Below are 24,328 nucleotides of genomic sequence, written 5' to 3' on the forward strand. Positions count from 1 at the left end.
ACTGACGGGATGGCGGATTCCTGCACCCTGCACATCGTCGGAGCCGGGCCCGTGGCCGAGGCACTCGTCGCCCTCGCCACCCCGCTCGGCTGGTCGGTGACCCTGTCGAGCGACGATCCCTCCGTCCCCGAGGGAGTGGACGCGCTCGTCGTGACGAGCCATCACGACGACGTGGACGGCCCCGCCATCGCGGCGGGTCTGGGGGCCGGCACCGCATACATCGGGGGCATGGGTTCGCGCCGGACGCAGGAGCGGCGGCGCGGCTGGTTGCTGGACCACGGCGTGACGCCTGACGAGCTCGCCACGGTGCATGCGCCCATCGGGCTCGACATCGGGGCCAACGCACCGGGGGAGATTGCGGTGGCGATCCTGGCCGAGGTGATCGCTGTCCGCGCGGGACGCAGTGGTGGGGGCTCGGTGAGCGACCGTGAGGGTCCGGTCCACCCGGGGCTCCCCGCGGGTGAGGCCTACTGTCCGGGCGGCTGAGGCTGTCCCCGGCGCATGGGAGGCTGTCCCCGTGACCGCCACCGCGACGCGCACCGTGCCCCCTCTCGTCCTCATCAGCGGACCCGAGGCCGTCATCGCCGACCGTGCGCTCAGCACCACCCTCGACGAGCTCCGGGCCTCTGCTCCCGAGCTCGAGGTCATCCGGTTGGCCGCCGAGACCTACGAGGCGGGCGCGCTCGGCATGCATGCCAGCCCGTCGCTGTTCGGGGGCGAGAAGTGCATCGTCGTCCAGGACCTCGACGAGGCGCCGGACGAGCTCCAGGAAGACCTGCTCGCCTTCCTCGCCGCCCCCGACGCCGAGGTGACCCTGGTGGTCACCCACAAGTCGGGGCAGCGTGGCAAGAAGGTCCTGGACCTCCTCAAGAAGTCGCAGGCGCGCGTGCTCGAGGCTCCTGCCATCAAGACCGACCGTGACAAGACCGACTTCGCCATGCACGAGTTCCGTCGGGCGGGGCGCCGCGTCACCCCCGATGCCGTGCGCGCACTGATCGAGGCCATCGGCAAGGACGTGCGCGAGCTCGCCTCCGCGTGCCAGCAGCTCGTCGCCGACACCACCGGCACCATCGACGAGGACCTGGTCGCCAGGTACCACGGAGGCAAGGTCGAGGCGACCGGCTTCAAGGTGGCCGACGCCGCTGTCGCGGGCAACGCCGGCGAGGCGCTCCGGCTGCTGCGCCACGCCATCGCCACGGGGGTCGACCCGGTGCCGATCGTGGCCGTGCTCGCCCAACAGCTGCGCCAGCTCGTCAAGGTGGGCGCAGCTGGTCGTGGGCGATCGGCGGATGTGGCGCGCGACCTCGGCATGGCCCCGTGGCAGGTGGACAAGGCCCGGCGCGGGTTGTCCGGGTGGGGGCCCGAGGGGCTCGCCGACGCGATCCAGGCAGTCGCAAACGCCGACTTCGAGGTCAAGGGCGGTGGCCGCGACCCGGTCTACGCCGTCGAACGCGCCGTCCTCACGATCACGCAGGCCCGCAGCGGCCGGTGAGCACCCAGGCGCGACCTGACCGCGTCGGGAGCACGCGGCATACCCACGTTTTGGGGGAGTGGGCTCCTCGCTGGTAGATTTGCCCCTCGCGTGCGCGCATGGTCGTGCGCGCATGCAGCACCATCCAGAGCCTCTCAACCACAGGCGCCCCACCAGCCTGGTCCCGAGAGACTTCTGCCGCCCTCTAACGGCAACCACCGACCAACCAAGAGAGACACACCTGTGGCAAACATCAAGTCCCAGCTCAAGCGGATCAAGACGAACCGCACGGCGACCGAGCGCAACAAGGCCGTCAAGAGCGAGCTCAAGACCTGGATCCGCAAGTTCCAGGCAGCCGTCGACTCCGGCGACGCCTCTGCGGCGAATGACGCTCTCGCGACCGCGAGCAAGAAGCTCGACAAGGCCGCGAGCAAGGGTGTCATCCACGCCAACCAGGCCGCCAACAAGAAGTCGGCCATGGCGAAGAAGGCCGCCTCGCTCTGACGCGAGTCGCCTTCCACGGCACACCTCACGAAGGGCCGGTCACCTACGGGTGACCGGCCCTTCGCGTTGTCCTCGGGCCATGCCCCTCCGGCCATGCCCCTCCGGCCATGCCCCTCCGGCAGCGGCACCGCAGCGGGTATGCCGCGGGGCTGAGCTCAGCTCGCGGCTCGGTCAGCTCGCGGCTCGGTCAGCTCGCGGCGCGGACGGCCGCCGCGACCTGGTCGAACCGGTCGCGGTCGAGCACCGCGCCCTCGCGTCGCACAGCGGAGGAGTCCACGCGCAGGATGCGATCCACCCGGACCTCGCTGGGACGGCCCTGGCGGTCCCAGTCGCCCGAGCCGATGTCCTGCCAGTACCGACCATGTCGGGCTTCCTGCTCGTGGTCACGGTCGTGGTCCTTGCTGGTCAGCATGAGAGCCAGCAGCCACGCGCCGTCGCGACCGATGACCAGCACCGGTCGGTCCTTGCCCTGGCGGTGGTCCTCCTCGTAGGGCACCCAGGTCCAGACGATCTCGCCCGGGTCGGGCTCGCCGTCAGGCTTGGGCGCGTAGTCGAGGGTCGGCGTGCCGGTGAAGTCGCCGGGATAGCCGGTGGCTGCTCGTTGATGCGCGGCACTGGCCGGGGAAGTCGTGGTGCCTCGCGCGGGACGCTGTGTGTCGCGGGTCGACATGGCCGCGTCGCGGGTCGGCGAGGCCGCGTCGCGGGTCGGCGAGGCCGCGTCGCGGGCGGATGTTGATGCTCGTCGCCAGAGACGGGCCAGGCGTGATCGCAGGGAGGCCGGTTCCGATGCCATGGGCGTCACGCTATCCCGGCTCAGAACGGTGGGTCGCCTCCGAGACTCGCCGGTCGGCGCAACCACCGACCCGGGCAGCCGGGCGCGTAGGCGCGGTCGAGGGTGAAGCCGACCCGTCCAGTGGTCAGCTGGGTGGCGAGCCCCTCGGCACGGTCGGGCACGACCCGCCGTCTGTTGCCGTGGCGTTCGGCCCGGCTCAGCTCGTGGGCGAGTTCTTCCTCCCACACCGACCAGAGCACTCCGGGCGCGTCGACCGGCCCCACGGCCTCGGCTTCGGGCCCTCGTCGCTCGGGCCCTCCGACTCCCTTGGGCAGGGTGACTCGCGCCGGTGGCTCGCCGTCGAGGCGTTGCAGGAAGTCGGTGGGGAGGGTCGAGCGCACCCTGCCGGTCGGGTCGGTCCAGGTGACGGTGGCGTTGGGCTCGATGCGGACCCGCCATCGGACGGTCTGCTTGATGCGGTGGTGTCGGCGGCACAGGCACATCAGGTTGGCCGCATCGGTCGGCCCCAGTGGCCAGGGTCGGACGTGGTCGAGGTCGCAGAAGCGGGCGTTGACCGAGCAGCCGGGGAAGCGGCACTGCCCATCCCGGGCTCTGACCAGGTCGACCAGCGCCGCTGGTGGACGGTAGGCCTTGGACTCGGTGAGACGCTGTCGACCAGTCCTGTCGGGGTCGGTGGCCGCGGCCAACAGGGCACCGGTCGTGGCGTCGCAGGCGACCACCTCGTGGCGCACGGTCGGTGCGATGCCTGCCGCCCCGTCGCTCGATGTGTCGCTCGTGGTGTCGCTGGTGGAGTCGCTAGCGCAGTCGCTCGTGGAGTCGCTCGTGGAGTCGCTCGTGGTGTGGCTCGTGGTGTCGCTGGTGGAGTCGCTCGTGGTGTGGCTCGTGGTGTCGAGATGGGAGTCAGCAGCGTCCCCGAGGGTGTCGAGCCACGACCTCAGCACCTGGGTGGTGCCCGGCATCCCCAACCCAGCCACCGTCACCAGCGTGTCGGCGTCACGTGCACCTGCTGCGCTCCCGGCAACTGCCTCCACCGCCGGTCCTGCTTCGGTCGGCACCGTCTTGCCGCGGGGCTCCGCCATCTGCCTGATCGTGGTGGGCGCCGTGTCGCCAACGGACTCGTGAGGCGTCGCCGTGCGCTGGTCCGGCGCGGTCAGCTGGTCCGGCGCGGTCAGCTGGTCCTGCGCGGTCAGCTGGTCCGGCCCGGCGAGCTGGTCGGCGGGGACGGCGAGCTGCACGACGAACGTGCCGGTGGCGCGGGAATGGATCAGGTCCATCAACGCATCCGCGCGGGCCTGCTCCACCCCTGTCGCCCTGCCGCCGCGGACGTACTCGCGCGCAAGCCCGTCTACCACCGCCCACCCACTGCGCGACATCTCGGCCGGGAAGCTGCCCATCCAGGTGTCCACCCCGGGCTCGTCCCCGGGCCAGCGGCGCAGGCTCCGCTCGGACCGCGCCCGAGACGCCTTGGCCCGCACCAGGTCCGGGTCCACCGCCCCCAGGACGCGGCGCACCCGCCGCCGCAGCGCCGCCGCCGGCTCCGAACCGAGGCCGTCGGCGATCCGCGCGACCACCAGGGCACAGGTCTCGGGCGCAGCGTCCCGCAGCTCCTCACCCACGACCCGGGCGCGGTACTCGTCGAGGCGGCCCTCACCCATGGCCGCGAACACCCCCGGCACCCGTGTCACCAGGTCCACGGCCGCGCCGAGGCGGCTGCCGGCGACCGCGTCGCTGACCCCCAGCTGGTCACTGACCAGGGCCGGCGCGTCCAAGCGCTCGTGCCCCAACCCGCGGTGCTGCTCCACCATCGTCCCGTCCTCCAGGACCACGTCCTCGATCGCCGCCACGTGCGCCATCGCCAGCATCTGCAACGCCGCAGCCTGGTTGATCACCGACTGGCACTCACCCGCCAGGTCCACCAGCTCACCCAAGGACCGGTCACGCCCATCCGCGCGCAACCGGGCCAGCTCCCCTTGGAGCTCGCTGGAAGTCACGGACGCATCGAACATGCGTTCGACTCTACCGGGACCCTCCGACAGCGCGAATCGCCTCGGCGACCAGGGCGAAGCGTGCCGCGTCGATGGCTGCGCCCTCGCGCCGGATGCCGCTGGGTTTCACGCGGATGATCCGGTCCACCTTCACCTCACTGGGCCGCCGTTGCCGGTCCCAGGCACCCACACCGATGCTCACGCGGTTCGGCGCCGCACGCCGACTTCGCTCTGAGTCGCCGCGCAGCTTGGTGGTCAGCATGACGCCGAGCAGCCAGCGCCCGTCCCGCCCGATCAGCAGGACGGGACGGTCCTTGCCCTCGCGGTGGTTGTCCTCGAACGGCACCCAGGTCCACACGATCTCACCCGGATCCGGCCTCCCATCGGGGACGGGGGAGTACTCCATCGCGGGGGTGCCGACGAAGTCTCCCGGGTAGGCGCCGGTGACCCATCGCCACAGTCGCCCGAGCCACCCCTGGTTGGTCCTGGCCGTGGTCTGCGTCGAGTTCCCCATCGGCCCGAGGGTACTGACGATCGCCCGACACCACGGCTGGTTCGGCCAGGTCCGAAGGCGCCGGTCAGGACCAGCCTCGGCGCGCTCCCAGCAGGGCGAGAAAGGTTCGCGCCATCTGACGTTGGTGGTCGCGGACGGCGCTGAGCGAGCCGGGAAACGTCGGCTTCACGCACGCGTCGACCATGTAGCCCACGATGACCGCGAGGAAGGCATCGACGGCCTCCGGGTCGACATCGTCGAGAAGCGGCGACCGCTGGACCATCCCGTCGACGTCGAGACCGTGGTGCGCCATCAACGGCAGGAGCCCGACGAAGTCGCACCACGCAGGCCCACGCGCGACCCAGTTCCAGTCGAGCAGACGCGCCCGGCCCTGCGGGGTGATGAGCATGTTGTCCGGCCTCAGGTCACTGTGCACCAAGCGATCTCCGACGAGGGCCTCGCTGGCCAGCCGTCCGAGGCCGGCCACCTCGGCCGCCCGCTCGGATGGCAGTGGCGGTATGCCGTCCGGCCACGACCGCGCGCCGTTCGCCAGGTCGTCCAGGCACGCCAACGACGCGGCGTCGCCGCCGACGTCGAGCGCCAGGGAGGCGTCGGTCAGCCCGGCCACGACCGAAGGGTCCATCTGGGCGAGCTCGATGCACGCGGCGTGCGCCGCCTCGGCATCGCGCTGGGTCCACGGCGTCCCGGGCATGTCACCGTCGATGGCTTCGAGGACGACCAGTTCCCAGTCCCCGGTCGAAGTAGCCCCTACCAGCTGCGGCGCGGTCACCCGGCCCGCGAGGAGCCGCAGGATGCGCGCCTCGCGCGGAATGGCCTGCAGGGCGAAGGGCGCCGAGGGCCCGGCAGCCTTGGCAAAGACTCGGCGACCGTCGCGCAGGCCCAGCAACCCGGCATACGCGCCGGTGAAACCCGTGGTCACTGGTGGGGAGGCGACCTCGACCGGCGACCCGGCCACGGTCGCGATGCCGTCGCGCACCTCCGGTGGCAGCGCTGCGAAGGCCGGTCGCACGGAGGTGTGCCGGTAGTCGACCTCATCGGTCACGGGCGGTCCTTGGGCCTCCACAGCAGCCGGCCCGGACGGCGGCGGTCGCGCAGGGCGTGGGAGCGCCAGACCAGGACCGGGTGCGACGCCAACGCGTTGACCACCCAGACGAAGAAGCCCTTCTCCGTGGTGGCCCGGTCGGCCAGCGCGTTCACGTCGACCGTGCGGTTGAGGTACTTGCCGGCGGCGAGCGTCGCCATCGCCCCGGCGCTGCCGTGGGGGACGAGGGAGTACCCGAAGTTGTCGGCGGTGTACTCCTGACTGCGGCTCAGCGTCGACCCGACGAACGGGATCCACTGTGCCCCGCTGATGGCCAGGATCCGCCAGTAGCTCGTGTGGCCCGCGGCGATGTGGCCCACCTCGTGCCCGATGATGAACCGCAGCGCGTCCGGGTTCCGTGCCTGCCCGCCGATCTCGAACAGGTCGCTGTAGACGAAGATGAACCGGCGGTACCCGTGCCCGGAGGCGGCGGCGTTGATCATGCCGTTGCCCAGGACGACGTACGCGTCGGGCACCTTCGGCAGACCGTAGTGCGCGCAGGCGTCGAGCAGCATCTGGTGTGCCTCGGGGTACTGCGTCGGCGAGATCTTCACGCCGGACAGGCGCAGGCTCGCGTAGAGCTGGCCACGCAGGAAGTAGATGAGCAGCGGTGCCGCCAGGAAGAACACGGCATAGGGATCGGGCTCCCGACGGTCGATGATGGCCGAGGCCACCTCGTAGCCCGACACGGCCCACACGAGCAACGACCCGAGGATCACGACCACCAGGCAAAGGTTCTCGAGGGGGTGTCGCAGGTGGGACCGCACGTGCTGGCGGTACCCGGGTGGGGCAGGGGGGAGCAGCGGCGCCTCGCCGGCGGGCTGCGGTGCCCCTGGCGGGTGGGCGTACCGGATCTGTTCGGCCATGGTCCCCTCGATGCTGTGTCGGTCGCGTCCGATGCTATGTCTCGACGGCTGGGCGATCCGCACCCAACCCGCCACAGGGGCGCACCATGGAGGAATGACCGGCCGACCTGCTGTCGTTGCATTCCCGTGACCGACGCCACCCTCTCCGCGCAGACAGAGCTCGACGAGCCCACGGTCCGCCCCGCGCACGTGAACCTCGCCCTGCTGGCGCTGGCCGTCGGTGGGTTCGCCATCGGTACCACCGAGTTCGTGACGATGGGGTTGCTCCCCGAGGTGGCGGCCGGGGTCGATGTCGACATCCCGACGGCTGGCCACATCGTGTCCGCCTATGCCGCGGGCGTGGTCGTGGGCGCTCCGGTCCTGGCGACCCTGGGCACGAAGATGCCCCGCAAACAGCTGCTGCTCTGGCTGATGGGGGCCTTCGCCGTGGCGAACGTGATGTCCGCCTTCGCGAGCAGCTACGGGCTGCTCATGGCGGCGCGGTTCCTGTCGGGACTGCCGCACGGCGCGTACTTCGGGGTCGGGTCGCTGGTCGCGGCGTCGATGGTGCCAGCCCACCGTCGCACCTGGGCGGTGTCGATGATGATCACGGGACTCACGGTGGCCAACATCGTGGGTGTGCCCGTCACGACACGGATCGGCCAGAGCTATGGCTGGCAGTGGCCGTATGCCGCGGTGGGAGTGATCGCCCTGGTCACCGTCCTCGCGGTGTGGCGCTGGGTGCCGTTCTGCCCGCCCGACGGCGGGGTGAGCATGCGTTCGGAGCTGTCTGCCCTGAAGCGGCCACAGGTGTGGCTGGCGCTGGGGATCGGCACCGTCGGCTTCGGCGGCATGTTCTCCACGTTCTCCTACATCTCACCGACGATGACCGAGCTCGGCGGCTTCGGCCGCGCGACCATCCCGCTGATCCTCGCGCTCTACGGCGTGGGCATGACGGTCGGAGCGCTCCTCTCGGGTCCGGTGTCCCGCCTCGGCCTGCTCCGGGGGATCACCGTCCTCCTGGTGGCGATCGCCGTCATGCTGTTCCTGTTCGGCCCGGCCGTTCAGGCGGCGAAGTGGTCCGGCCTGATCGCCGTCTTCGTGCTCGGGCTGCTGCCCAGCATCCTCGTCCCGATGCTGCAGACCCGGCTGATGGACGTCGCCCACGAGGGCCAGGCCCTCGCGGCCGCCCTCAACCACTCGACCCTCAACATCGCCAACGCCCTCGGGGCCTGGCTCGGGTCGATCGTGCTCTCGGCGGGTCTGGGCTACGAATGGCCGTCCAGGGTCGGCGGCATGCTGGCCGTGGCCGGGATCGGCATCGCCCTGTGGTCGGCCCTCCTGCAGCGATCGACCAACCGGCGCCAGTCGAGCCAGGCGGCGAGGACAGGCGCGCCGGCAGCCACGAGCTGACGGCGCGTCACCGGCATACCCCGTTGCATGGGAGGATGGGCCGTTCCGTTCTCCCGATGCCCCGTGAGGTTTGAAGCACCCGTGTCCCCGATGGCCCGCACCGCGCTGCAGCCGCACGCAACGCCGCCGGACCTGATCCGGAACTTCAGCATCATCGCCCACATCGACCACGGCAAGTCGACGCTGGCCGACCGGATGCTCCAGGTCACCGGCGTCGTCGACGGCCGCGACATGCGCGCGCAGTACCTCGACAAGATGGACATCGAGCGCGAGCGCGGCATCACGATCAAGTCGCAGGCCGTCCGCATGCCGTGGGAGCTCGACGGGACGACCTACGCGCTCAACATGATCGACACCCCCGGGCACGTCGACTTCACCTACGAGGTGTCGCGGTCGCTCGCCGCGTGCGAGGGCGCGGTCCTGCTCGTCGACGCTGCCCAGGGCATCGAGGCCCAGACGCTCGCGAACCTCTACCTCGCCATGGAGAACGACCTCGCGATCATCCCGGTGCTCAACAAGATCGACCTGCCCGCGGCCCAGCCGGAGAAGTTCGCCGAGGAGCTGGCCGGCCTGATCGGCTGCGAGCCGGAGGACTGCCTGCTCGTCTCTGGCAAGACCGGCGTCGGCGTCGAACCGCTGCTCAACGAGATCGTCAGGCAGCTGCCGCCGCCCACCGGTGACGCGGATGCGCCAGCCCGCGCGATGATCTTCGACTCGGTCTACGACACCTACCGCGGTGTGGTCACCTACGTCCGGGTCATCGACGGCAACCTCAACCCCCGCGAGAAGATCGCGATGATGTCGACCAAGGCCACCCACGAGCTGCTCGAGATCGGGGTCAGCTCGCCCGAGCCCACTCCGGCCAAGGGGCTCGGCGTGGGAGAGGTCGGCTACCTCATCACCGGCGTGAAGGACGTGCGCCAGTCCAAGGTCGGCGACACCGTCACCAACGCGGCCAAGCCCGCCAAGGAGGCGCTCGGCGGCTACCGCGACCCCAAGCCGATGGTGTTCTCGGGTCTCTACCCGATCGACGGGTCGGACTACCCCGACCTGCGCGACGCCCTCGACAAGCTCAAGCTCAACGACGCCGCGCTGGTCTACGAGCCCGAGACATCCGCCGCACTGGGCTTCGGCTTCCGCATCGGCTTCCTCGGCATGCTGCACCTCGAGATCGTGCGCGAGCGGCTCGAGCGCGAGTTCGACCTCGACCTCATCTCGACCCTGCCCAACGTCGTCTACGACGTGACGATGGACGACGGCAAGGTGCTCACGGTCACCAACCCGAGCGAGTTCCCCTACGGCAAGGTCAGCTCGGTCACCGAGCCGATCGTGCGCGCCACGGTGCTGGCACCGAGCGAGTTCATCGGGGCGATCATGGAGCTGTGCCAGCAGAAGCGCGGCACCCTGCGCGGCATGGACTACCTCTCCGAGGAGCGCGTCGAGATGCGCTACACGCTCCCGCTCGCCGAGATCGTCTTCGACTTCTTCGACCAGCTCAAGTCGCGCACCCGTGGCTACGCCTCGCTCGACTACGAACCCGACGGTGACCAGGTGGCCGACCTGGTCAAGGTCGACATCATGCTCCAGGGGGAGACGGTCGACGCCTTCAGCTCGATCGTCCACAAGGACAAGGCCTACGCCTACGGCGTGATGATGGCCGGCAAGCTCAAGGACCTCATCCCGCGCCAGCAGTTCGAGGTGCCCATCCAGGCTGCGATCGGCTCACGCATCATCGCCCGCGAGAACATCCGCGCGATCCGCAAGGACGTCCTCGCCAAGTGCTACGGCGGCGACATCAGCCGCAAGCGCAAGCTGCTCGAGAAGCAGAAGGCCGGCAAGAAGCGGATGAAGAACATCGGCAGCGTCGAGGTGCCGCCCGAGGCCTTCATCGCCGCGTTGTCCAACGACGCCGTCACGAAGAAGTAGCCGCTTCGCCGTTTCGCGGGGTTACCGTCGGGTAACATCGGCGCATGGTCGACACCTACGCGATGTACCGGCGCCTCACGGCATACCCGCAGGGCAAGCGTCTCTTCTCGCTCGTCTTCGAACAGGCTGCGCCCTACTTCCGCACCGCACGTCCCCGGTTCGTCGAGCTGGGACCCAACCGTGCCGAGCTGACCATCAAGAAGCGTCACCGCGTGCAGAACCACATCGGCACCGTCCACGTCATCGCGATCTGCAACGGCCTCGAGGCGGCCATGGGCGCCCTCGCGGAGGCGACCATCCCGCCGACGCGCCGGTGGATCCCCAAGGGCATGGAGGTGGAGTACACCGCCAAGGCGACCACCGACATCACCTGCGTCGCCGAGACGGACCCGGCCGACTGGGCGCGCGACGGCGATGTGGAGATCCCCGTGCGGGTCAAGGGAGTCCGCGGGGACGGCACCCCCGTCGTGCAGGGCACCATCCGCCTCTGGGTCACCGACAAGCCGGCTCGCTGAGCCGCCGCAGGCGAGCGCCACGACCCGGTATGCCGCGGGGCCGGGTCAGGCCCGCAGGCTCGCCCGCAGGGCGTCCACCTCGTGCTCGCTCCAGCCCTGCGTGCGCAGCCAGCCGCTGGCGCCGCCGTAGCGCTCGGCCAGCACGCTGAGGATCCGCTCCATCGTCTCCGGCTTGGGACGGTGGTGGTCCATCGGCTGTCCCGCCAGGACCTCGCCGTAGGCAGGGCGAGCCATCAACCTGGCCACGACGCGCTCGATCCGCTCACCCGTGGCGACGTAGTCGGCGACGACGTCCTCGTCGCTCACGCCGGCCACGGACAGGGCCAGCCCGACGACGGTGCCCGTACGGTCCTTGCCTGCGGCGCAGTGCACGATCGTCGCGCCGCGGCTGCGCGAGACGACCTGGAGGGCAGCGCTGACCGAGTCCGGCCGGTGGGCGAGGTAGCCGAGGTAGTGGCTGGCCCAGTAGTCGTCGTCGAGGCGCGGCTCGGCGTCGGCAGCGGCTTGGGCAGCCTTGGACCAGGGGAGGACCAGCGCCTCCGCCGCCGTCACCTCCCGGACGTCGTCGCGGAAGAGTGAGTGGTGGTGGTGCGTGAGGTCCCGGGCACGCAACGGCCCCGGGCCCTCGATCTGCACCTCGACGTTGCTGCGCAGGTCGACGATGTCGGTGACGCCGATGCGCTCCACGAGGTCGTCGATGTCGGCGTCGGTGAGGTCCTGGAGGTTGTCCGACCGCAGCAGTCGTCCGGTGGCGACGTGGCCACCGTCGGTGGTCGGAAGGCCTCCGACATCACGCATGTTGACGACGCCGTCGAGGTCGATCCAGAGAGGGGTGGTCACCTGCTCGACCCTACGCGTGAGCATCCCGGACATAGGTGAAGGCCTCGGAAAGTATGAGTTTCCGAGGCCTTCGACGGTCAGGACCGAGGTCCTGATCGACGCTCTCGCCGAAGCGATTGCGTGGGTTATTTCTAATCCAGGGACGACTGCGCCACAAGTGGTTCAGCGGAAATTTCTGGGACTTTCGGGGGCCATTTCGAGTCCACTCCGGCGTGTCCCCAAGACACGCCGTGTCCGGGCTGCGGGAGTCGCCTGCGAGGATGGAGCCATGCCCAGCGCCCTGCCCGACGGTGACCCCGCGCCGTCGGACGGGCTCCTCCCAGAGGCATCGCTCCAGGCTCTCGGGGACCGTCCGTTCGGCATCTACCTGCACGTACCGTTCTGCTCGGTGCGCTGCGGCTACTGCGACTTCAACACCTACACGCTGACCGAGCTCGGCGTCGACGGAGCCAGCATCGGCACGTTCGCGGACGCCGCACTGCGTGAGCTGGTGTTCGCGGTCGACGTGCTCGGCGAGGTGCCGACCGTCGACACGGTGTTCGTCGGCGGCGGGACCCCGACGATGCTGGCCGCGGAGGACCTCGCCCGGATGCTGCACGGCATACGGGACCGTTTCGGGCTGGCTCCTGGCGCCGAGGTGACCACCGAGGCCAACCCCGACTCGGTGACTCCCGCGGGGCTCGCCGTCCTCGCCGAAGCAGGGTTCACCCGGGTGTCGCTCGGAATGCAGTCGGCGGTGCCGCACGTCCTGCAGACCCTCGAGCGCACCCACGACCCGGCCAACGTCGAACGCGCGGTCGACGCCGCCCGCGCCGCCGGGCTCCAGGTCAGCCTCGACCTCATCTACGGCACCCCGGGCGAGTCCCTCGACGACTGGCGGACCAGCCTGGCTGTGGCGAGCTCGCTGGAGCCCGACCACATCTCGGCCTACGCCCTGGTGGTCGAGGAGGGCACCAAGCTGGCGGCCCAGGTACGGCGCGGACAGGTGCCCGCTCCTGAAGACGACGACGAGGCGGCCAAGTACGAGATCGCCGACGAGCACCTCGCCGCGGCGGGCTACACCTGGTACGAGGTGAGCAACTGGGCCCGGCGCGAGGAGGCGCGGTGCCGCCACAACGAGGGCTACTGGGCCGACGGCAACTGGTGGGGGATCGGGCCGGGCGCCCACAGCCATGTGGGCGGAGTGCGGTGGTGGAACGTCAAGCACCCCAACGCGTATGCCGCCCGCGTCGCCGAGGGGCTCAGCCCGGCTCACGGGCGGGAGACGCTGACCGACGAGCAGCGGTACGACGAGCGAGTGCTGCTCGGCGTGCGGCTCGTGGACGGTCTGCCGATCGCGGACCTGCGTGACGACGGGCGCCTCGCCGTCGCCGGCCTGATCGCCGACGGCCTCGTGGACGCGCAGGCGGCCCTGCGCCGTCAGCGGGTGGTGCTGACGAGGCAGGGCCGCTTGCTGGCGGACACCGTCGTGCGACGGCTCCTGGGACTGCGCTGACTTCCTGGGACTGCGCGGACCGCTATTCGGTCACCTCACCAGCTCGGGCGTGAGGGGGTAGCGGTACCACTCGCCGTGGTTGGCCTTGACCGCGGCGATGATCGAGAAGACCACCCAGGCGATGCCCGTGGCGATGAAGAAGGGGATCCCGATCAGCACGAACGAGAGGAGCCCGAAGACCCACAGCGCGATCGTGATGACGATCTGGAAGTTGAGCGCCTGCGCGGCGTGGAACCGGATGAACGGCCCGCGGTCCTTGAACACGAGGAAGACGATGAGCGGGCCGAGGAACGGGAAGCCCACCATGGCCGCGACGAACGGGGCGATGTGGACGAGGGTCGCCCAGGTCTTCTCGTCCTGGGGCGACATCGGCCGGGGAGCCACGCCGTAGGCCGCCGGCGGGGGCTGGGTCGGCGGCCGGTCCTGTGGCTGGTCCTGTGGCTGGTGCGGCGTCGGCTGGTAGCCGGGGGGCGCCTGTGGGGGCACCTGCGACTGCGGCTGCTCTGGTTGGTCGGTCATGGGTCTCTCCGTGGTGAGGGTCTGCGTGGTGTCTGCACCCAGTGAAACGCACGACGACCTCCGAAAGTCCACCTTTCGGGGTGTAGACAGGGGAGGTTCAGGGACAGGTCAGGGTCGACCCCGAGGAAGGGTCGCCGAGGACGTCAGTGTCCCGGCTCGCTCACCCTGTGACATCTCGTGACTCCGTCACCCTGTGACATCTCGTGACTCCGTCACGAAGTCGATGAGCTCCTCGACGCTGGCCAGCAGGGTCGGCTCGAGGTCGGCGTAGGAGCGCACGGTCCCGAGGATCTGCTTCCACGCCCGCGCGATGTCGGCCTGGTCGTGGTGCGCCCAGCCCAGGTGCGCGCAGATGCCGTGCTTCCAGGACTGGCCACGGGGGATGACGGGCCACTGCGACAGCCCGAGCCGCTCCGGGCGCACGCTCTGCCACACGTCGACGTACGGGTGCCCCAGCACACGCACGTGCGCGGCATACGGTCCCCGCGCGGCGTCCTGCACCACCCGGTGCTCCTTGGTGCCCGGCAGCAGGTGGTCGACGAGGACTCCCATCCGGCGGCCGGGGCCGGGTTGGAAGTCCGCGATCGCCGCGACCAGGTCGTCCACGCCGTCGAGCAGCTCCACGACGACGCCCTCGACCCGCAGGTCGGCGCCCCAGACCTTCTCGACCAGCTCGGCGTCGTGCCGGCCCTCGACGAAGATCCGCGAGCCGCTGGCCACCCGGGCGGTCGCTCCGTGGACGGCCCGTGAGCCGGAGGCGGTGCGCGAGGCGAGGGCGCGTGCGTCGGCCAGCAGGGCACGGGCCGCGGCAGTGGGCGGCGTCAGGATGACGGGGGAGCCGTCGAGCAGGAAACCCGGACCCATCGGGAAACCCTTCGTGCGGCCACGTCGGTCCTCGAGGTGCACGACGCGCATCCCGCCGGCCTTCTCGACCCGGACCACCGCACCGCACCAGCCGGTCTCGACGTCCTCGACGACCAGGCCGGTCTCGGCCTCCACCTCGCGGGAACGGCCCCGCGGGGGGACCTTCCAGTCACCGGACAGGACATCGGAGCCATAGCGGTCGGACACCGACGCAGGGTATGCCGCCCCGGGGCCTTGGCTGCGCGGGCGCGCCGCCCGTGCGGTCAGGACACGGGAACAACGTAGACTTGGCACTCGCTGAGCCTGAGTGCCAGCCTGTCCGTAGCGGGGCCAGATCGGTCGAAGGAGGTGCCTGATGAGTGAAGAACGTCGACTCGCAGTGTTGCGCGCGATCGTGCAGGACTACGTCCAGACCTCTGAGCCGGTGGGTTCCAAGGCCCTGCTGGACCGGCACCAGCTGGGGGTCTCGGCCGCGACCGTGCGCAACGACATGGCGGCGCTGGAGGAAGAGGGCCTGATCGCGGCTCCGCACACCAGCGCCGGGCGGGTGCCGACCGACGCCGGCTACCGCCTGTTCGTCGACCGGTTGAGCTCGGTCAAGCCCATGACGGCGGCCGAGCGGGCCGCCATCGCCCAGTTCCTCGAGGGCGCCGTCGACCTCGACGACGTGGTGGACCGGACGGTCCGACTGCTTGCCTCACTGACGCGGCAGGTCGCCGTCATGCAGTACCCGTCGCTGACCCGGTCGACAGTGCGGCACATCGAGTTCGTCGCGATGGGCCCGACCCGCCTGATGGTCGTGCTCATCGTCAACACCGGCCGCGTCGAGCAACGCATCATCGAGACGAGCCACGACCTGTCCAGCAAGGACGGCGAGGCGACCCTCGGGCTCGTCCGGGTCAAGGTCAACGCGCGCGCCGTCGGGCAGCGGCTGGTCGACGCCGCGGCGTCCCTGGCCAGCCTCGCCGACGAGTTCGAGCCGGGCGACCGTGACCTGGTGCGGGCCGTCGTGCGGTCCCTCGACGACGCCCTCGTCGAGGAGCGCGAGGAGCGTGTCGTCCTCGCGGGTACGGCGAACCTCGCGCGCGTCGGCACAGACTTCCCGCTCAGCATCGGCCCGGTCCTCGAGGCCCTCGAACAGCACGTCGTGCTGCTCAAGCTGCTGGGCACCGCGCGCGAGACCTCCGACACGGTCTCGGTGCGCATCGGCCACGAGAACCCGTTCGCCGGGCTCCAGTCGACCTCGGTCGTCTCGACCGAGTACGGCTCGGGCTCAGAGCTCGTCGCCGGTCTCGGCGTCCTCGGCCCCACCCGGATGGACTACCCCACGACGATGGCGTCGGTGCGGGCCGTGGCGACCTACGTCTCCCGAATCCTCGCGCAGTGACGCGCGTCCGACCTCGTACCACCGACCGTCACCCCGGTGACACCAAGGACATTCGTTGAACGACTACTACCAGGACCTGGGTGTGTCCCGGGACGCCAGCCCCGACGACATCAAGCGCGCCTACCGCAAGAAGGCCCGCACGCTGCACCCGGACGTCAACCCGAGCCCGGAGGCGGAGGAGCAGTTCAAGAAGGTGTCGCAGGCCTATGACGTGCTCTCCGACGCCGACAAGCGCCGGTCCTACGACATGGGGTCGGACCCCTATGCCGGCGGCGCTGCCGGGTTCGGGCAGGGGTTCTCCTTCAGCGACATCATGGACGCCTTCTTCGGCGCCGGGGCAGGTCAGGCACAGCGGGGTCCGCGGTCGCGGCAGCGACGTGGCCAGGACGCCCTCATCCGGCTCGACATCGACCTCGGCGACGCCGTGTTCGGTGCCGAGAAGGAGCTCGCCATCGAGACGGCCGTGGTCTGCTCCACCTGTCACGGTGACGGTGCCCAGCCGGGCACCGCTCGCCGCACGTGTGACGTGTGCGGCGGTCGCGGTGAGATCCAGCAGGTCCAGCGCTCCTTCCTCGGCCAGGTGATGACGACCCGTCCCTGCGTCACCTGCCAGGGCTACGGCGAGGTGCTCGTCAGCCCGTGCTTCGAGTGCTCCGGTGACGGCCGGGTCCGCACCCGCCGAACCCTCAAGATCAAGGTGCCTGCCGGAGTGGACACCGGCACCCGCATCCAGCTCGCAGGCGAGGGTGAGGTCGGCCAGGGCGGGGGCCCCGCCGGCGACCTCTACGTCGAGGTGGCGGTGCGCCCCCACCAGACCTTCCAGCGGCGTGGGGACGACCTGCACTGCACCGTCGAGCTGCCCATGACCGCCGCCGCTCTCGGCACCACCGTCAAGCTCGACACGTTCGACGGCAGCAACGAGCTCGAGATCAAGGCCGGCACGCAGCCCGGCGACGCCATGACGCTGCGTGGCCTCGGGGTCACGCACCTGCGCGGCACCGGCCGCGGCGACCTCATCATCCACGCCAACGTGCAGACCCCGACCCGCTTGGACGAGCAGCAGGAGGAGCTCCTTCGCCAGCTGGCCACGCTACGCGGTGAGGAGCACCCGGCAGGGCGGTTGTCCCCGGCCCACCCTGGGCTGTTCGGCAAGCTCCGCGACGCCTTCAAGGCCAAGTAGCCAGGTCCGCCCGACGTGACCCTGCCGCTGTTCCTCGTCGAACCAGCCGTCCTCGCCGAGGCTGCCGCGGGCACGCGCGTGGTCCTCGATGGTCCCGAGGGCCGGCACGCAGCCACCGTCCGCCGGATCGCCCCCGGAGAGCGGGTGATGCTTGCCGACGGCGCCGGCCTGCGCGTCACCTGCACGGTCGAGGCGGCCGGCAAGGCAGAGCTCGAGCTGGTCGTCCTGGAGGTGTGCCGCGAGCCGGAGGTCGTGCCCCGGTTCGTCCTCGTGCAGGCCCTGGCGAAGGGCGACCGTGACGACCAGGCCATCGAGGCGGCGACCGAGTTCGGGGTCGACGAGGTGGTCCCCTGGCAGGCGTCGCGCAGCATCGTCCAGTGGCGTGGTGAGCGTGGCGACAAGGCCCGCCGCAAGTGGGAGTCGACCGTCACCGCGGCGGCCAAGCAGTCCCGCCGCGCGCGAGTGCCGGTCGTCGCAGAGCTGGTCACGACCAAGACCCTGGCGGCGCGCATCGCCGGCGCCGCGGCGGCATACGTGCTGCACGAGGACGCGACACAGAGCCTTGCGGCGCAGGCGCTCCCGACCGACGGCGACGTCCTCGTCATCGTGGGCCCGGAAGGCGGGATCACTGCTGAAGAGGTTGGTGCCTTCGAGGCAGCAGGAGCGCTGACCGTCCGCCTCGGCGACACCGTGCTGCGGTCCTCGAGCGCCGGGCCTGCCGCGCTCGCGGTGCTGAGCGCGGCCGGCCGCTGGCGCTGAGGACGCTAGCGGACCGAGAAGGACACGACCTTCTCTGCCGCCAGCTTGTTGCCACCCTCCATGCTCGGCTCGAAGACCCGGATCGAGTAGTCCCCGGCGCTGAGCTTGCCGAGGTCGATGGAGTAGGTGCCCTGCATCGGGGCTCCGATGGAGGCCGTGGTGTGCCCGGCCTTGACCTTGGTGCTGCCGCGCCTGAGCTCGTAGGTGACGTTGGCCTCGAACACGATCGCCAGGCCCTCCACGACCACCGGCTTGGCTGCCGAAAGCACCTGGTCGCGGCCGGGCGTGGTGACCCAGATGGGAGCGACGTCCTCATAGAGCCGGTCGGACGGCGGCCTGGTGAAGGTCTGGGCGGTGGAGATCGACCCGAACAGCGTGGTCGAACCGTCGGCGACCTCGAACCGCACGGGGAAGGTCTGCTGGATCGCGGCCTGCGCGGTCCACACGAGCTCCTGAACGGCGAGCCGCTTGTTCTCGTCACCGACGACGGCGTCCTTGGAGCCGCCGTTGGCCAGGTGGACCGTGATCAGCCTGTCGGTGACGGTCACGTCGCCGATGGTCTGGCCCGACCACGGCTGGAGGTAGCCGTCGGTGTTGCTGTAGGGCTGGGCGTTGATGGCCAGCACGAGCGCGGCCTTGGCCCGCTCCGCCGGGGTCGCACTCGTCGGGAGCTCGCTGCGGATGAAGTCCCGGAACAGCCGGTAGGTGGGCTTGTCGTCCCCGATCGGCCCGACGAAGTAGACGGGCAGTGACACCGACTGCGTCGCGGCCGGGCCACTGGTCGACGGCGACGAGGATGGCGACGTGGTGGGACTCGTGCTAGCGGACCCTCTGGCGGACTGCGACGGCCCGGAGGTCTGCGGGGGCGTGATCGTGGGCCCGTCGTCCTGGGCGGACCACCACACGCCGCCGATGATCGCCGCCACGGCCGCAGCGGCCGCCAGCGGCATCACCCAGCGCCGGGTGCCCGTGCCACCGGCACCGGTCAGCGGGCCCGCCTCGTGGGCCTCGTGCAGGATCGTGTCCAGGCGGTTCGACGGGTGCACCTGCTGGACGTCCTGGGCCAGGGCCTGGCGCAGTCGCCGCTCGACCTGGTCGAACTCTCCCGGCTCGTAGTCGGGGTGCAGGAAGTCGATGCGATCACTCATGACGCTGCCTCCATCCGGTCGCGCAGCGTGGCGAGTCCGCGGTGGGCATGGGCCTTGACCGAGCCCGCGGAGATGCCGAGGGCGTCGGCGATCTCGGCCTCGCTCAGGTCGAGGTAGTAGCGCATCGTCAGGACCTCTCTCTGGCGCTGGGGCAGTCGCCCCAGCGCGCTGATCATCGAACTGGTGCTCTCGGACTGGAGGGCGCGGTCCTCGGCGCTCGCCTCGGTGTGCCGTGTGTAGGCCGTGGGCTCACCCTGCTCGCGCGCGACGTAGCGCTCCTCGACCCCGCGGTGTCGCAGGCCCGAGCGCGCTCCGTTGACGACGGACCGACGCAGGTAGGCAGACGCCGCCTGGTGGTCGCGGATCGTGTCCCACCGTCGGTGCACGGCGATGAACGCGTCCTGGACGACCTCCTCGGCCGCGAGGTCGTCGCGCAGCAAGAGCCACGCCAGCCGGACCAGCCCGGTCCAGTGCGCGGCATACAGCTCGGCGATGGCCTCGTCGGCCGCCGGCCGGACCTCGCCACGGTGGTCATGCTCTGCCACGCTCAACAGTCTCACGACCTGATGACGCGCAGCCCTGTCAACCGGTTGACGCGCCGGGCGCAGGTTTCTCACCCAGGTGGAGCGACCTTCACGCGGGCGCCTGCAGGTTTCCTTCCGATTGGAGGGATACCTGCATGGGTAGGCTCGATTCATGGAGACTTCGGCGACGCGGCACACCGACCCCGACTGCCTGTTCTGCAAGCTCGTGGCGGGGGACATCCCGGCCACCGTGGTCTACGAGGACGACGCGACCTTCGCGTTCCGCGACCTCGAACCCCAGGCTCCGACCCATGTGCTGGTGGTTCCGCGCCACCACGTGCCCGATGTCGCAGCGCTTGCGCAGGAGGCACCCGACGACGTCACGGCCCTGATCCGCGCCGTGGCTGCCGTCGCCGCGCAGGAGGGCATCGCCGACCGTGGCTACCGCTCGGTCTTCAACACGGGCGCGGAGGCACATCAGACCGTGTTCCACGCCCACGTCCACGTGCTCGGCGGCCGGTCCATGACGTGGCCACCCGGCTGAGCGGCACCGTAGACTGGTCGGACCATGCCAGATCCTGATCATCCGACCACGCTGGGGGGCGCGCCCGAGGGTGCCCTTCCGATGCCCACCCACACCGTCGAGATTCCTGCCCAGGTGCAGATGGTGACCCTCCTCGGTCCGCGCGACGAGCTGCTCCGCACCATGGAACGGGCCTTTCCGCAGCTGCAGATCCACGTCAGGGGCAACGAGTTCCACCTGTCCGGCCCGAGTGCCGAGGTCGCGCTCGCCGAGCGCACCATCGACGAGCTGCTCCTGGTCATCGACGGCGGTCAGCCGCTCAACCGCGACGCCGTCGAACGCTCCATCAGCATGCTGCGTGCCCAGACGACGGAGCGGCCCGCCGACGTGCTGACGATGAACATCGTGAGCAACCGCGGCCGCACCATCCGGCCCAAGACGCTGAACCAGAAGCACTACGTCGACGCGATCGACGAGCACACCATCGTCTTCGGCATCGGCCCGGCGGGCACGGGCAAGACCTACCTCGCGATGGCCAAGGCTGTCGCCGCGCTCCAGGCCAAGCAGGTCAACCGGATCATCCTGACCCGGCCAGCAGTGGAGGCGGGCGAGCGGCTGGGCTTCCTGCCCGGCACGCTCAACGACAAGATCGACCCCTACCTGCGGCCGCTCTACGACGCGCTCCACGACATGGTCGACCCCGAGTCGATCCCGCGGCTGATGGCTGCCGGCACCATCGAGGTCGCGCCGCTCGCCTACATGCGTGGGCGTTCCCTCAACGACGCGTTCATCATCCTGGACGAGGCCCAGAACACCTCACCCGAGCAGATGAAGATGTTCCTGACGCGCCTCGGCTTCGGGTCCAAGATGGTCGTGACCGGTGACGTGACCCAGATCGACCTCCCCGAGGGCACCCGGTCGGGGCTGCGGGTGGTCCGGGACATCCTCGGTGACGTCGAGGACATCCACTTCTCCCTGCTCACCGCCCAGGACGTCGTCCGGCACCGCCTGGTGGGCGCCATCGTCGACGCCTACGGCCGCTGGGACGATCAGGGCCAGCCCGTGCAGGGCGAGCGCCTCCGAGGACAGAACGGGCAGGGCGAGCAGCACGGTCAGGGAGGGCGAGGGCGTGAGCGTCGACGTTCTCAATGAGACCGACTTCGAGCTCGACGAGCTCGAGCTGGTGGCGCTGAGCCGCTACGTCATGGGGGAGATGCGGGTCCATCCGGGCGCCGACCTGTGCCTGCGACTGGTGGACGAGGCCGCGATGGAGGTGCTCCACGTCCAGTGGATGGACCTGCCCGGCCCGACTGACGTGATGAGCTTCCCGATGGACGAGCTGCGGCCGGCCCGGGAGGGCGACGAGCCCGAGGAAGGCGTCCTCGGCGACATCGTCCTCTGCCCGTCGGTCGCGGCCAAGCAGGCCGCCGACGCGGGACATGCGACCGAGGAGGAGCTCCTGCTGCTGACCACGCACGGGATCCTGCACCTGCTCGGGTACGACCACGCGGAACCCGAGGAGGAGCGCGAGATGTTCGAGCTCCAGCGGCAGCTGCTGCTCACCTTCCTCGCGGGCCGCGGGCGGCCCGCCACCTGATGGGGCGCCGATGACCGCACTCGTCTTCGCGGCCCTGCTCAGCATCGCTGCAGCCTTCCTCCTCTCAGCGGCCGAGGCGGCCCTGTGGCGGATGTCCCGGGTGCGGGCCCAGGAGCTGCTCGAGGAGAAGCGCACCGGCGCGGTGGCCCTGTCGCGCATCGTCGCCGACAGCGCGGCATACCTGTCCGTGACCGCGTTCCTGCGCATCGTGGCGGAGTCGACCACCGCCGTCCTGATCACGCTCGGGACCATCGACCTGGTCGACGGGTTCTGGCGCAGGCTGCTCATCGCCATCGGGATGATGGCCCTCGTGTCCTTCGTCGTGGTGGGGGTCTCACCGCGCACCCTCGGGCGTCAACACTCGGATTCCGTTGCCCTGCTTGCCTCCCCGATCATCGTGGGGCTGCGCACCTTCCTCGGGCCGGTGGCGAGGGTGCTGGTCGCCCTCGGCAACGCCGTGACACCGGGGCGCGGCTACCGCGACGGCCCGTTCCAGAGCGAGTCCGAGCTGCGCGACCTCGTCGACCTGGCGGGTGAGAGCTCGGTCATCGAAGCCGGAGAGCGCGAGATGATCCACTCCGTCTTCGAGCTCGGTGACACCGTGGCGCGCGAGGTGATGGTGCCTCGCACCGACATGGTGACCATCGACGGCGAGAAGACGCTGCGCTCGGCGATGTCGCTGTTCCTGAGGTCCGGGTTCTCCCGCATCCCCGTGGTGGGCGACGGTTCCGACGACGTCCTCGGGCTGCTCTACTTCAAGGACGTCGTCCGCCGGGTCAACGCCGACCACGAGTCGGGCACCCTGCCGGTCACCGCGCAGATGCGACCCATGCACTACGTCCCCGAGAGCAAGCCGGTCGACGACCTCCTGCGCGAGATGCAGCGCGACCAGAGCCACTTCGCGCTCGTCGTCGACGAGTACGGCGGCACGGCCGGCCTCGTGACGATCGAGGACATCATCGAGGAGATCGTGGGCGAGATCGCCGACGAGTACGACCGCGAGGCACCCGGGGTCGAGGACCTCGGCGACGGCACCTTCCGCGTCCCCGCCACCATGGACATCGACGACCTCGCGGACCTCTTCGGCGTCGACATCGAGGAGGACGAGGTCGACACCGTCGGAGGCCTCATCGGCAAGTCCATCGGACGGGTCCCGATCGTCGGCTCCCGCTGCGAGGTGGGCGGGCTCGCCCTCACCGCCGAGCGGATGGCCGGTCGTCGGCACCGCATCGCCAGCGTCATCGTGCAGCCCCTGGTCGTCGACGACGAGGCGGACGCCGACGGTGGGCGCGAGCGCACTACGGTGGAACCCGAGCGCGAGGGAGTGTCATGACTGCGAGTGGTTCCGGACCGACCGAGGGTGCTTCAACTTCGATCGCCACGCCATCGAACGCCACGCCATCGGAATACACCGCCGGCTTCGCCTGCCTGGTCGGGCGGCCCAATGCCGGGAAGTCGACGCTGACCAACGCCCTCGTGGGGGAGAAGGTGGCGATCACCTCCTCGAAGCCCCAGACCACCCGGCACACGATCCGAGGGATCGTCTCGACGCCGGCGTCGCAGCTCGTCCTGGTCGACACCCCGGGGCTGCACAAGCCGCGGACCCTGCTGGGGGAGCGGCTCAACGACGTCGTGCGCGAGACCCTGCTCGAGGTCGACGTCATCGGGTTCTGCCTCCCGGCCGACCAGAAGATCGGTCCTGGCGACGGGTTCATCGCCCGCGAGCTCAAGGAGATCCAGCAGGACCGGCGCCGGCCCGTCGTCGCGATCGCGACCAAGATCGACGCGGTCGACCGACAGCGGCTGGCCGAGCACCTCATCGCGATCGACCAGCTGGGGGACTGGGCGGCGATCGTGCCCTGCTCCGCCGTCGACGGTCGCCAGGTCGAGGACGTGGCGCAGGTGCTGTCGAGCTACCTGCCGCCGTCGCCGGGCCCCCTCTACCCCGTGGGACAGCTGACCGACGAACCGGACGTCGTCATGATCGCCGAGCTGGTCCGCGAGGCCGCCCTCGAGGGAGTCCGCGACGAGCTGCCGCACTCGCTGGCCGTGGTCGTCGAGGAGATGTTGCTGCGCCCCGACCGCCCGGAGGACAAGCCGTTGCTCGACATCCGCGTCAACGTCTTCGTCGAACGGTCGTCCCAGAAGGCCATCATCATCGGCCGCGGTGGGTCGCGACTGCGTGAGGTCGGCACCACTGCCCGGATCGGCATCGAGAAGCTGCTGGGCCAGCGGGTCTACCTCGACCTGCACGTCAAGATCGCCAAGGACTGGCAGCGCGACCCCAAGCAGCTCCAGCGCCTCGGCTTCTAGTCGCTCCCGGTTCTGGACCATCCCCTCGACCGCGTGTGGTGAGGCTCACGGCATACCTGGGAACCGTTGCAGGGCAACGGATCTGGCTCAGGCACTTGCCCCGTGTGGTGTCGGCGACTTGAGATCGTTGGT

Annotated in this window: 25 protein-coding genes; 15 read left to right on the forward strand and 10 right to left on the reverse strand. The window is 70.4% G+C overall.

All coding sequences use genetic code 11. The annotated features are described in order from the left end of the window. Nucleotides 1–9 precede the first annotated feature (9 nt). The 3 genes from AC1DWP_RS00665 (at nt 10) to rpsT (ending at nt 1,975) form a co-directional block, all read left to right on the forward strand. Complete coding sequence (locus AC1DWP_RS00665; protein ID WP_477612530.1) at nt 10–486, forward strand: XdhC family protein; 477 nt, start codon at nt 10–12, stop codon at nt 484–486. Between the two features lie 31 nt (nt 487–517). After that, a complete protein-coding gene (gene holA / locus AC1DWP_RS00670; RefSeq protein WP_477612531.1) occupies nt 518–1,492 on the forward strand; it encodes a DNA polymerase III subunit delta in 975 nt (324 codons plus the stop codon). A gap of 222 nt (nt 1,493–1,714) precedes the next feature. After that, nucleotides 1,715–1,975 (forward strand): 30S ribosomal protein S20, encoded by a 261-nt coding sequence (gene rpsT, locus AC1DWP_RS00675; RefSeq protein WP_477612532.1) that lies wholly within the window; start codon nt 1,715–1,717, stop codon nt 1,973–1,975. A gap of 187 nt (nt 1,976–2,162) precedes the next feature. On the opposite strand, the gene AC1DWP_RS00680 is transcribed toward rpsT, so the two are convergent. From AC1DWP_RS00680 to AC1DWP_RS00700, 5 genes are all read right to left on the reverse strand, one after another. Next, nucleotides 2,163–2,768: a type II toxin-antitoxin system PemK/MazF family toxin gene (locus AC1DWP_RS00680; RefSeq protein WP_477612533.1), complete on the reverse strand. Its 606-nt coding sequence runs from the start codon at nt 2,766–2,768 to the stop codon at nt 2,163–2,165. Between the two features lie 20 nt (nt 2,769–2,788). Next, nucleotides 2,789–4,774: an HNH endonuclease signature motif containing protein gene (locus tag AC1DWP_RS00685; protein ID WP_477612534.1), complete on the reverse strand. Its 1,986-nt coding sequence runs from the start codon at nt 4,772–4,774 to the stop codon at nt 2,789–2,791. A gap of 10 nt (nt 4,775–4,784) precedes the next feature. Then, nucleotides 4,785–5,267 (reverse strand): type II toxin-antitoxin system PemK/MazF family toxin, encoded by a 483-nt coding sequence (locus tag AC1DWP_RS00690; RefSeq protein WP_477612535.1) that lies wholly within the window; start codon nt 5,265–5,267, stop codon nt 4,785–4,787. Nucleotides 5,268–5,331: 64 nt separating this feature from the next. Beyond that, nucleotides 5,332–6,309 (reverse strand): phosphotransferase family protein, encoded by a 978-nt coding sequence (locus AC1DWP_RS00695; RefSeq protein ID WP_477612536.1) that lies wholly within the window; start codon nt 6,307–6,309, stop codon nt 5,332–5,334. Continuing rightward, nucleotides 6,306–7,214, reverse strand: a complete 909-nt coding sequence (locus AC1DWP_RS00700; RefSeq protein WP_477612537.1) for a M48 family metallopeptidase — start codon at nt 7,212–7,214, stop codon at nt 6,306–6,308. The genes AC1DWP_RS00695 and AC1DWP_RS00700 overlap by 4 nt, the downstream gene beginning before the upstream one ends. Before the next feature lie 126 nt (nt 7,215–7,340). Between AC1DWP_RS00700 and AC1DWP_RS00705 the strand changes: the two genes are divergently transcribed. From AC1DWP_RS00705 to AC1DWP_RS00715, 3 genes are all read left to right on the forward strand, one after another. After that, complete coding sequence (locus AC1DWP_RS00705) at nt 7,341–8,606, forward strand: MFS transporter (protein ID WP_477612538.1); 1,266 nt, start codon at nt 7,341–7,343, stop codon at nt 8,604–8,606. 90 nt (nt 8,607–8,696) lie between these two features. Next, nucleotides 8,697–10,532, forward strand: coding sequence for a translation elongation factor 4 (gene lepA / locus AC1DWP_RS00710; RefSeq protein ID WP_477613405.1), 1,836 nt, complete (start codon nt 8,697–8,699; stop codon nt 10,530–10,532). A 44-nt stretch (nt 10,533–10,576) separates the two neighbouring features. Next, nucleotides 10,577–11,047, forward strand: coding sequence for a hotdog fold domain-containing protein (locus AC1DWP_RS00715; RefSeq protein ID WP_477612539.1), 471 nt, complete (start codon nt 10,577–10,579; stop codon nt 11,045–11,047). Nucleotides 11,048–11,092: 45 nt separating this feature from the next. On the opposite strand, the gene AC1DWP_RS00720 is transcribed toward AC1DWP_RS00715, so the two are convergent. Beyond that, nucleotides 11,093–11,887, reverse strand: coding sequence for a tyrosine-protein phosphatase (locus AC1DWP_RS00720; protein WP_477612540.1), 795 nt, complete (start codon nt 11,885–11,887; stop codon nt 11,093–11,095). 268 nt (nt 11,888–12,155) lie between these two features. On the opposite strand from AC1DWP_RS00720, the gene hemW reads away from it, so the two are divergent. Further along, the gene (gene hemW, locus AC1DWP_RS00725; protein WP_477612541.1) at nt 12,156–13,382 is read left to right on the forward strand and encodes a radical SAM family heme chaperone HemW; all 1,227 of its coding nucleotides are present in this window, start codon (nt 12,156–12,158) and stop codon (nt 13,380–13,382) included. 30 nt (nt 13,383–13,412) lie between these two features. Here hemW and AC1DWP_RS00730 read toward each other — a convergent pair whose 3' ends face one another. Together AC1DWP_RS00730 and AC1DWP_RS00735 are read right to left on the reverse strand one after the other, a co-directional pair. Continuing rightward, complete coding sequence (locus AC1DWP_RS00730) at nt 13,413–13,901, reverse strand: DUF4870 domain-containing protein (protein ID WP_477612542.1); 489 nt, start codon at nt 13,899–13,901, stop codon at nt 13,413–13,415. Between the two features lie 186 nt (nt 13,902–14,087). Next, nucleotides 14,088–14,972: a DUF3097 domain-containing protein gene (locus AC1DWP_RS00735; RefSeq protein WP_477612543.1), complete on the reverse strand. Its 885-nt coding sequence runs from the start codon at nt 14,970–14,972 to the stop codon at nt 14,088–14,090. A gap of 148 nt (nt 14,973–15,120) precedes the next feature. On the opposite strand from AC1DWP_RS00735, the gene hrcA reads away from it, so the two are divergent. From hrcA to AC1DWP_RS00750, 3 genes are read left to right on the forward strand one after another with little or no spacing between them, the layout of a single operon-like run. Further along, on the forward strand, nt 15,121–16,152 hold the full coding sequence (gene hrcA / locus AC1DWP_RS00740) for a heat-inducible transcriptional repressor HrcA (protein ID WP_477612544.1): 1,032 nt from the start codon (nt 15,121–15,123) through the stop codon (nt 16,150–16,152). Nucleotides 16,153–16,207: 55 nt separating this feature from the next. Continuing rightward, a complete protein-coding gene (gene dnaJ / locus AC1DWP_RS00745; RefSeq protein ID WP_477612545.1) occupies nt 16,208–17,332 on the forward strand; it encodes a molecular chaperone DnaJ in 1,125 nt (374 codons plus the stop codon). A 15-nt stretch (nt 17,333–17,347) separates the two neighbouring features. Then, nucleotides 17,348–18,091 (forward strand): 16S rRNA (uracil(1498)-N(3))-methyltransferase, encoded by a 744-nt coding sequence (locus AC1DWP_RS00750; RefSeq protein WP_477612546.1) that lies wholly within the window; start codon nt 17,348–17,350, stop codon nt 18,089–18,091. Between the two features lie 5 nt (nt 18,092–18,096). Here AC1DWP_RS00750 and AC1DWP_RS00755 read toward each other — a convergent pair whose 3' ends face one another. Further along, nucleotides 18,097–19,239, reverse strand: coding sequence for a Gmad2 immunoglobulin-like domain-containing protein (locus AC1DWP_RS00755; protein ID WP_477612547.1), 1,143 nt, complete (start codon nt 19,237–19,239; stop codon nt 18,097–18,099). Further along, nucleotides 19,236–19,784: a SigE family RNA polymerase sigma factor gene (locus AC1DWP_RS00760; protein ID WP_477612548.1), complete on the reverse strand. Its 549-nt coding sequence runs from the start codon at nt 19,782–19,784 to the stop codon at nt 19,236–19,238. Before AC1DWP_RS00760 ends, AC1DWP_RS00755 begins: the two co-directional genes overlap by 4 nt. Nucleotides 19,785–19,935: 151 nt before the next feature. On the opposite strand from AC1DWP_RS00760, the gene AC1DWP_RS00765 reads away from it, so the two are divergent. From AC1DWP_RS00765 to era, 5 genes are all read left to right on the forward strand, one after another. Continuing rightward, nucleotides 19,936–20,307, forward strand: coding sequence for a histidine triad nucleotide-binding protein (locus AC1DWP_RS00765; protein WP_477612549.1), 372 nt, complete (start codon nt 19,936–19,938; stop codon nt 20,305–20,307). Nucleotides 20,308–20,388: 81 nt separating this feature from the next. Continuing rightward, nucleotides 20,389–21,438, forward strand: coding sequence for a PhoH family protein (locus AC1DWP_RS00770; RefSeq protein ID WP_477612550.1), 1,050 nt, complete (start codon nt 20,389–20,391; stop codon nt 21,436–21,438). After that, entirely contained in the window at nt 21,416–21,883 is a 468-nt protein-coding gene (gene ybeY, locus AC1DWP_RS00775) for an rRNA maturation RNase YbeY (protein WP_477612551.1), read from the forward strand. The genes AC1DWP_RS00770 and ybeY overlap by 23 nt, the downstream gene beginning before the upstream one ends. Nucleotides 21,884–21,893: 10 nt before the next feature. Further along, nucleotides 21,894–23,216, forward strand: a complete 1,323-nt coding sequence (locus tag AC1DWP_RS00780; protein WP_477612552.1) for a hemolysin family protein — start codon at nt 21,894–21,896, stop codon at nt 23,214–23,216. Next, nucleotides 23,213–24,196 carry a GTPase Era gene (gene era, locus AC1DWP_RS00785; RefSeq protein WP_477612553.1) on the forward strand — a complete coding sequence of 328 codons (984 nt, stop codon included), beginning with the start codon at nt 23,213–23,215 and terminating at the stop codon, nt 24,194–24,196. Before AC1DWP_RS00780 ends, era begins: the two co-directional genes overlap by 4 nt. Nucleotides 24,197–24,328: the final 132 nt, after the last annotated feature.

Source organism: Pedococcus sp. P2_F6 (assembly GCF_056403675.1).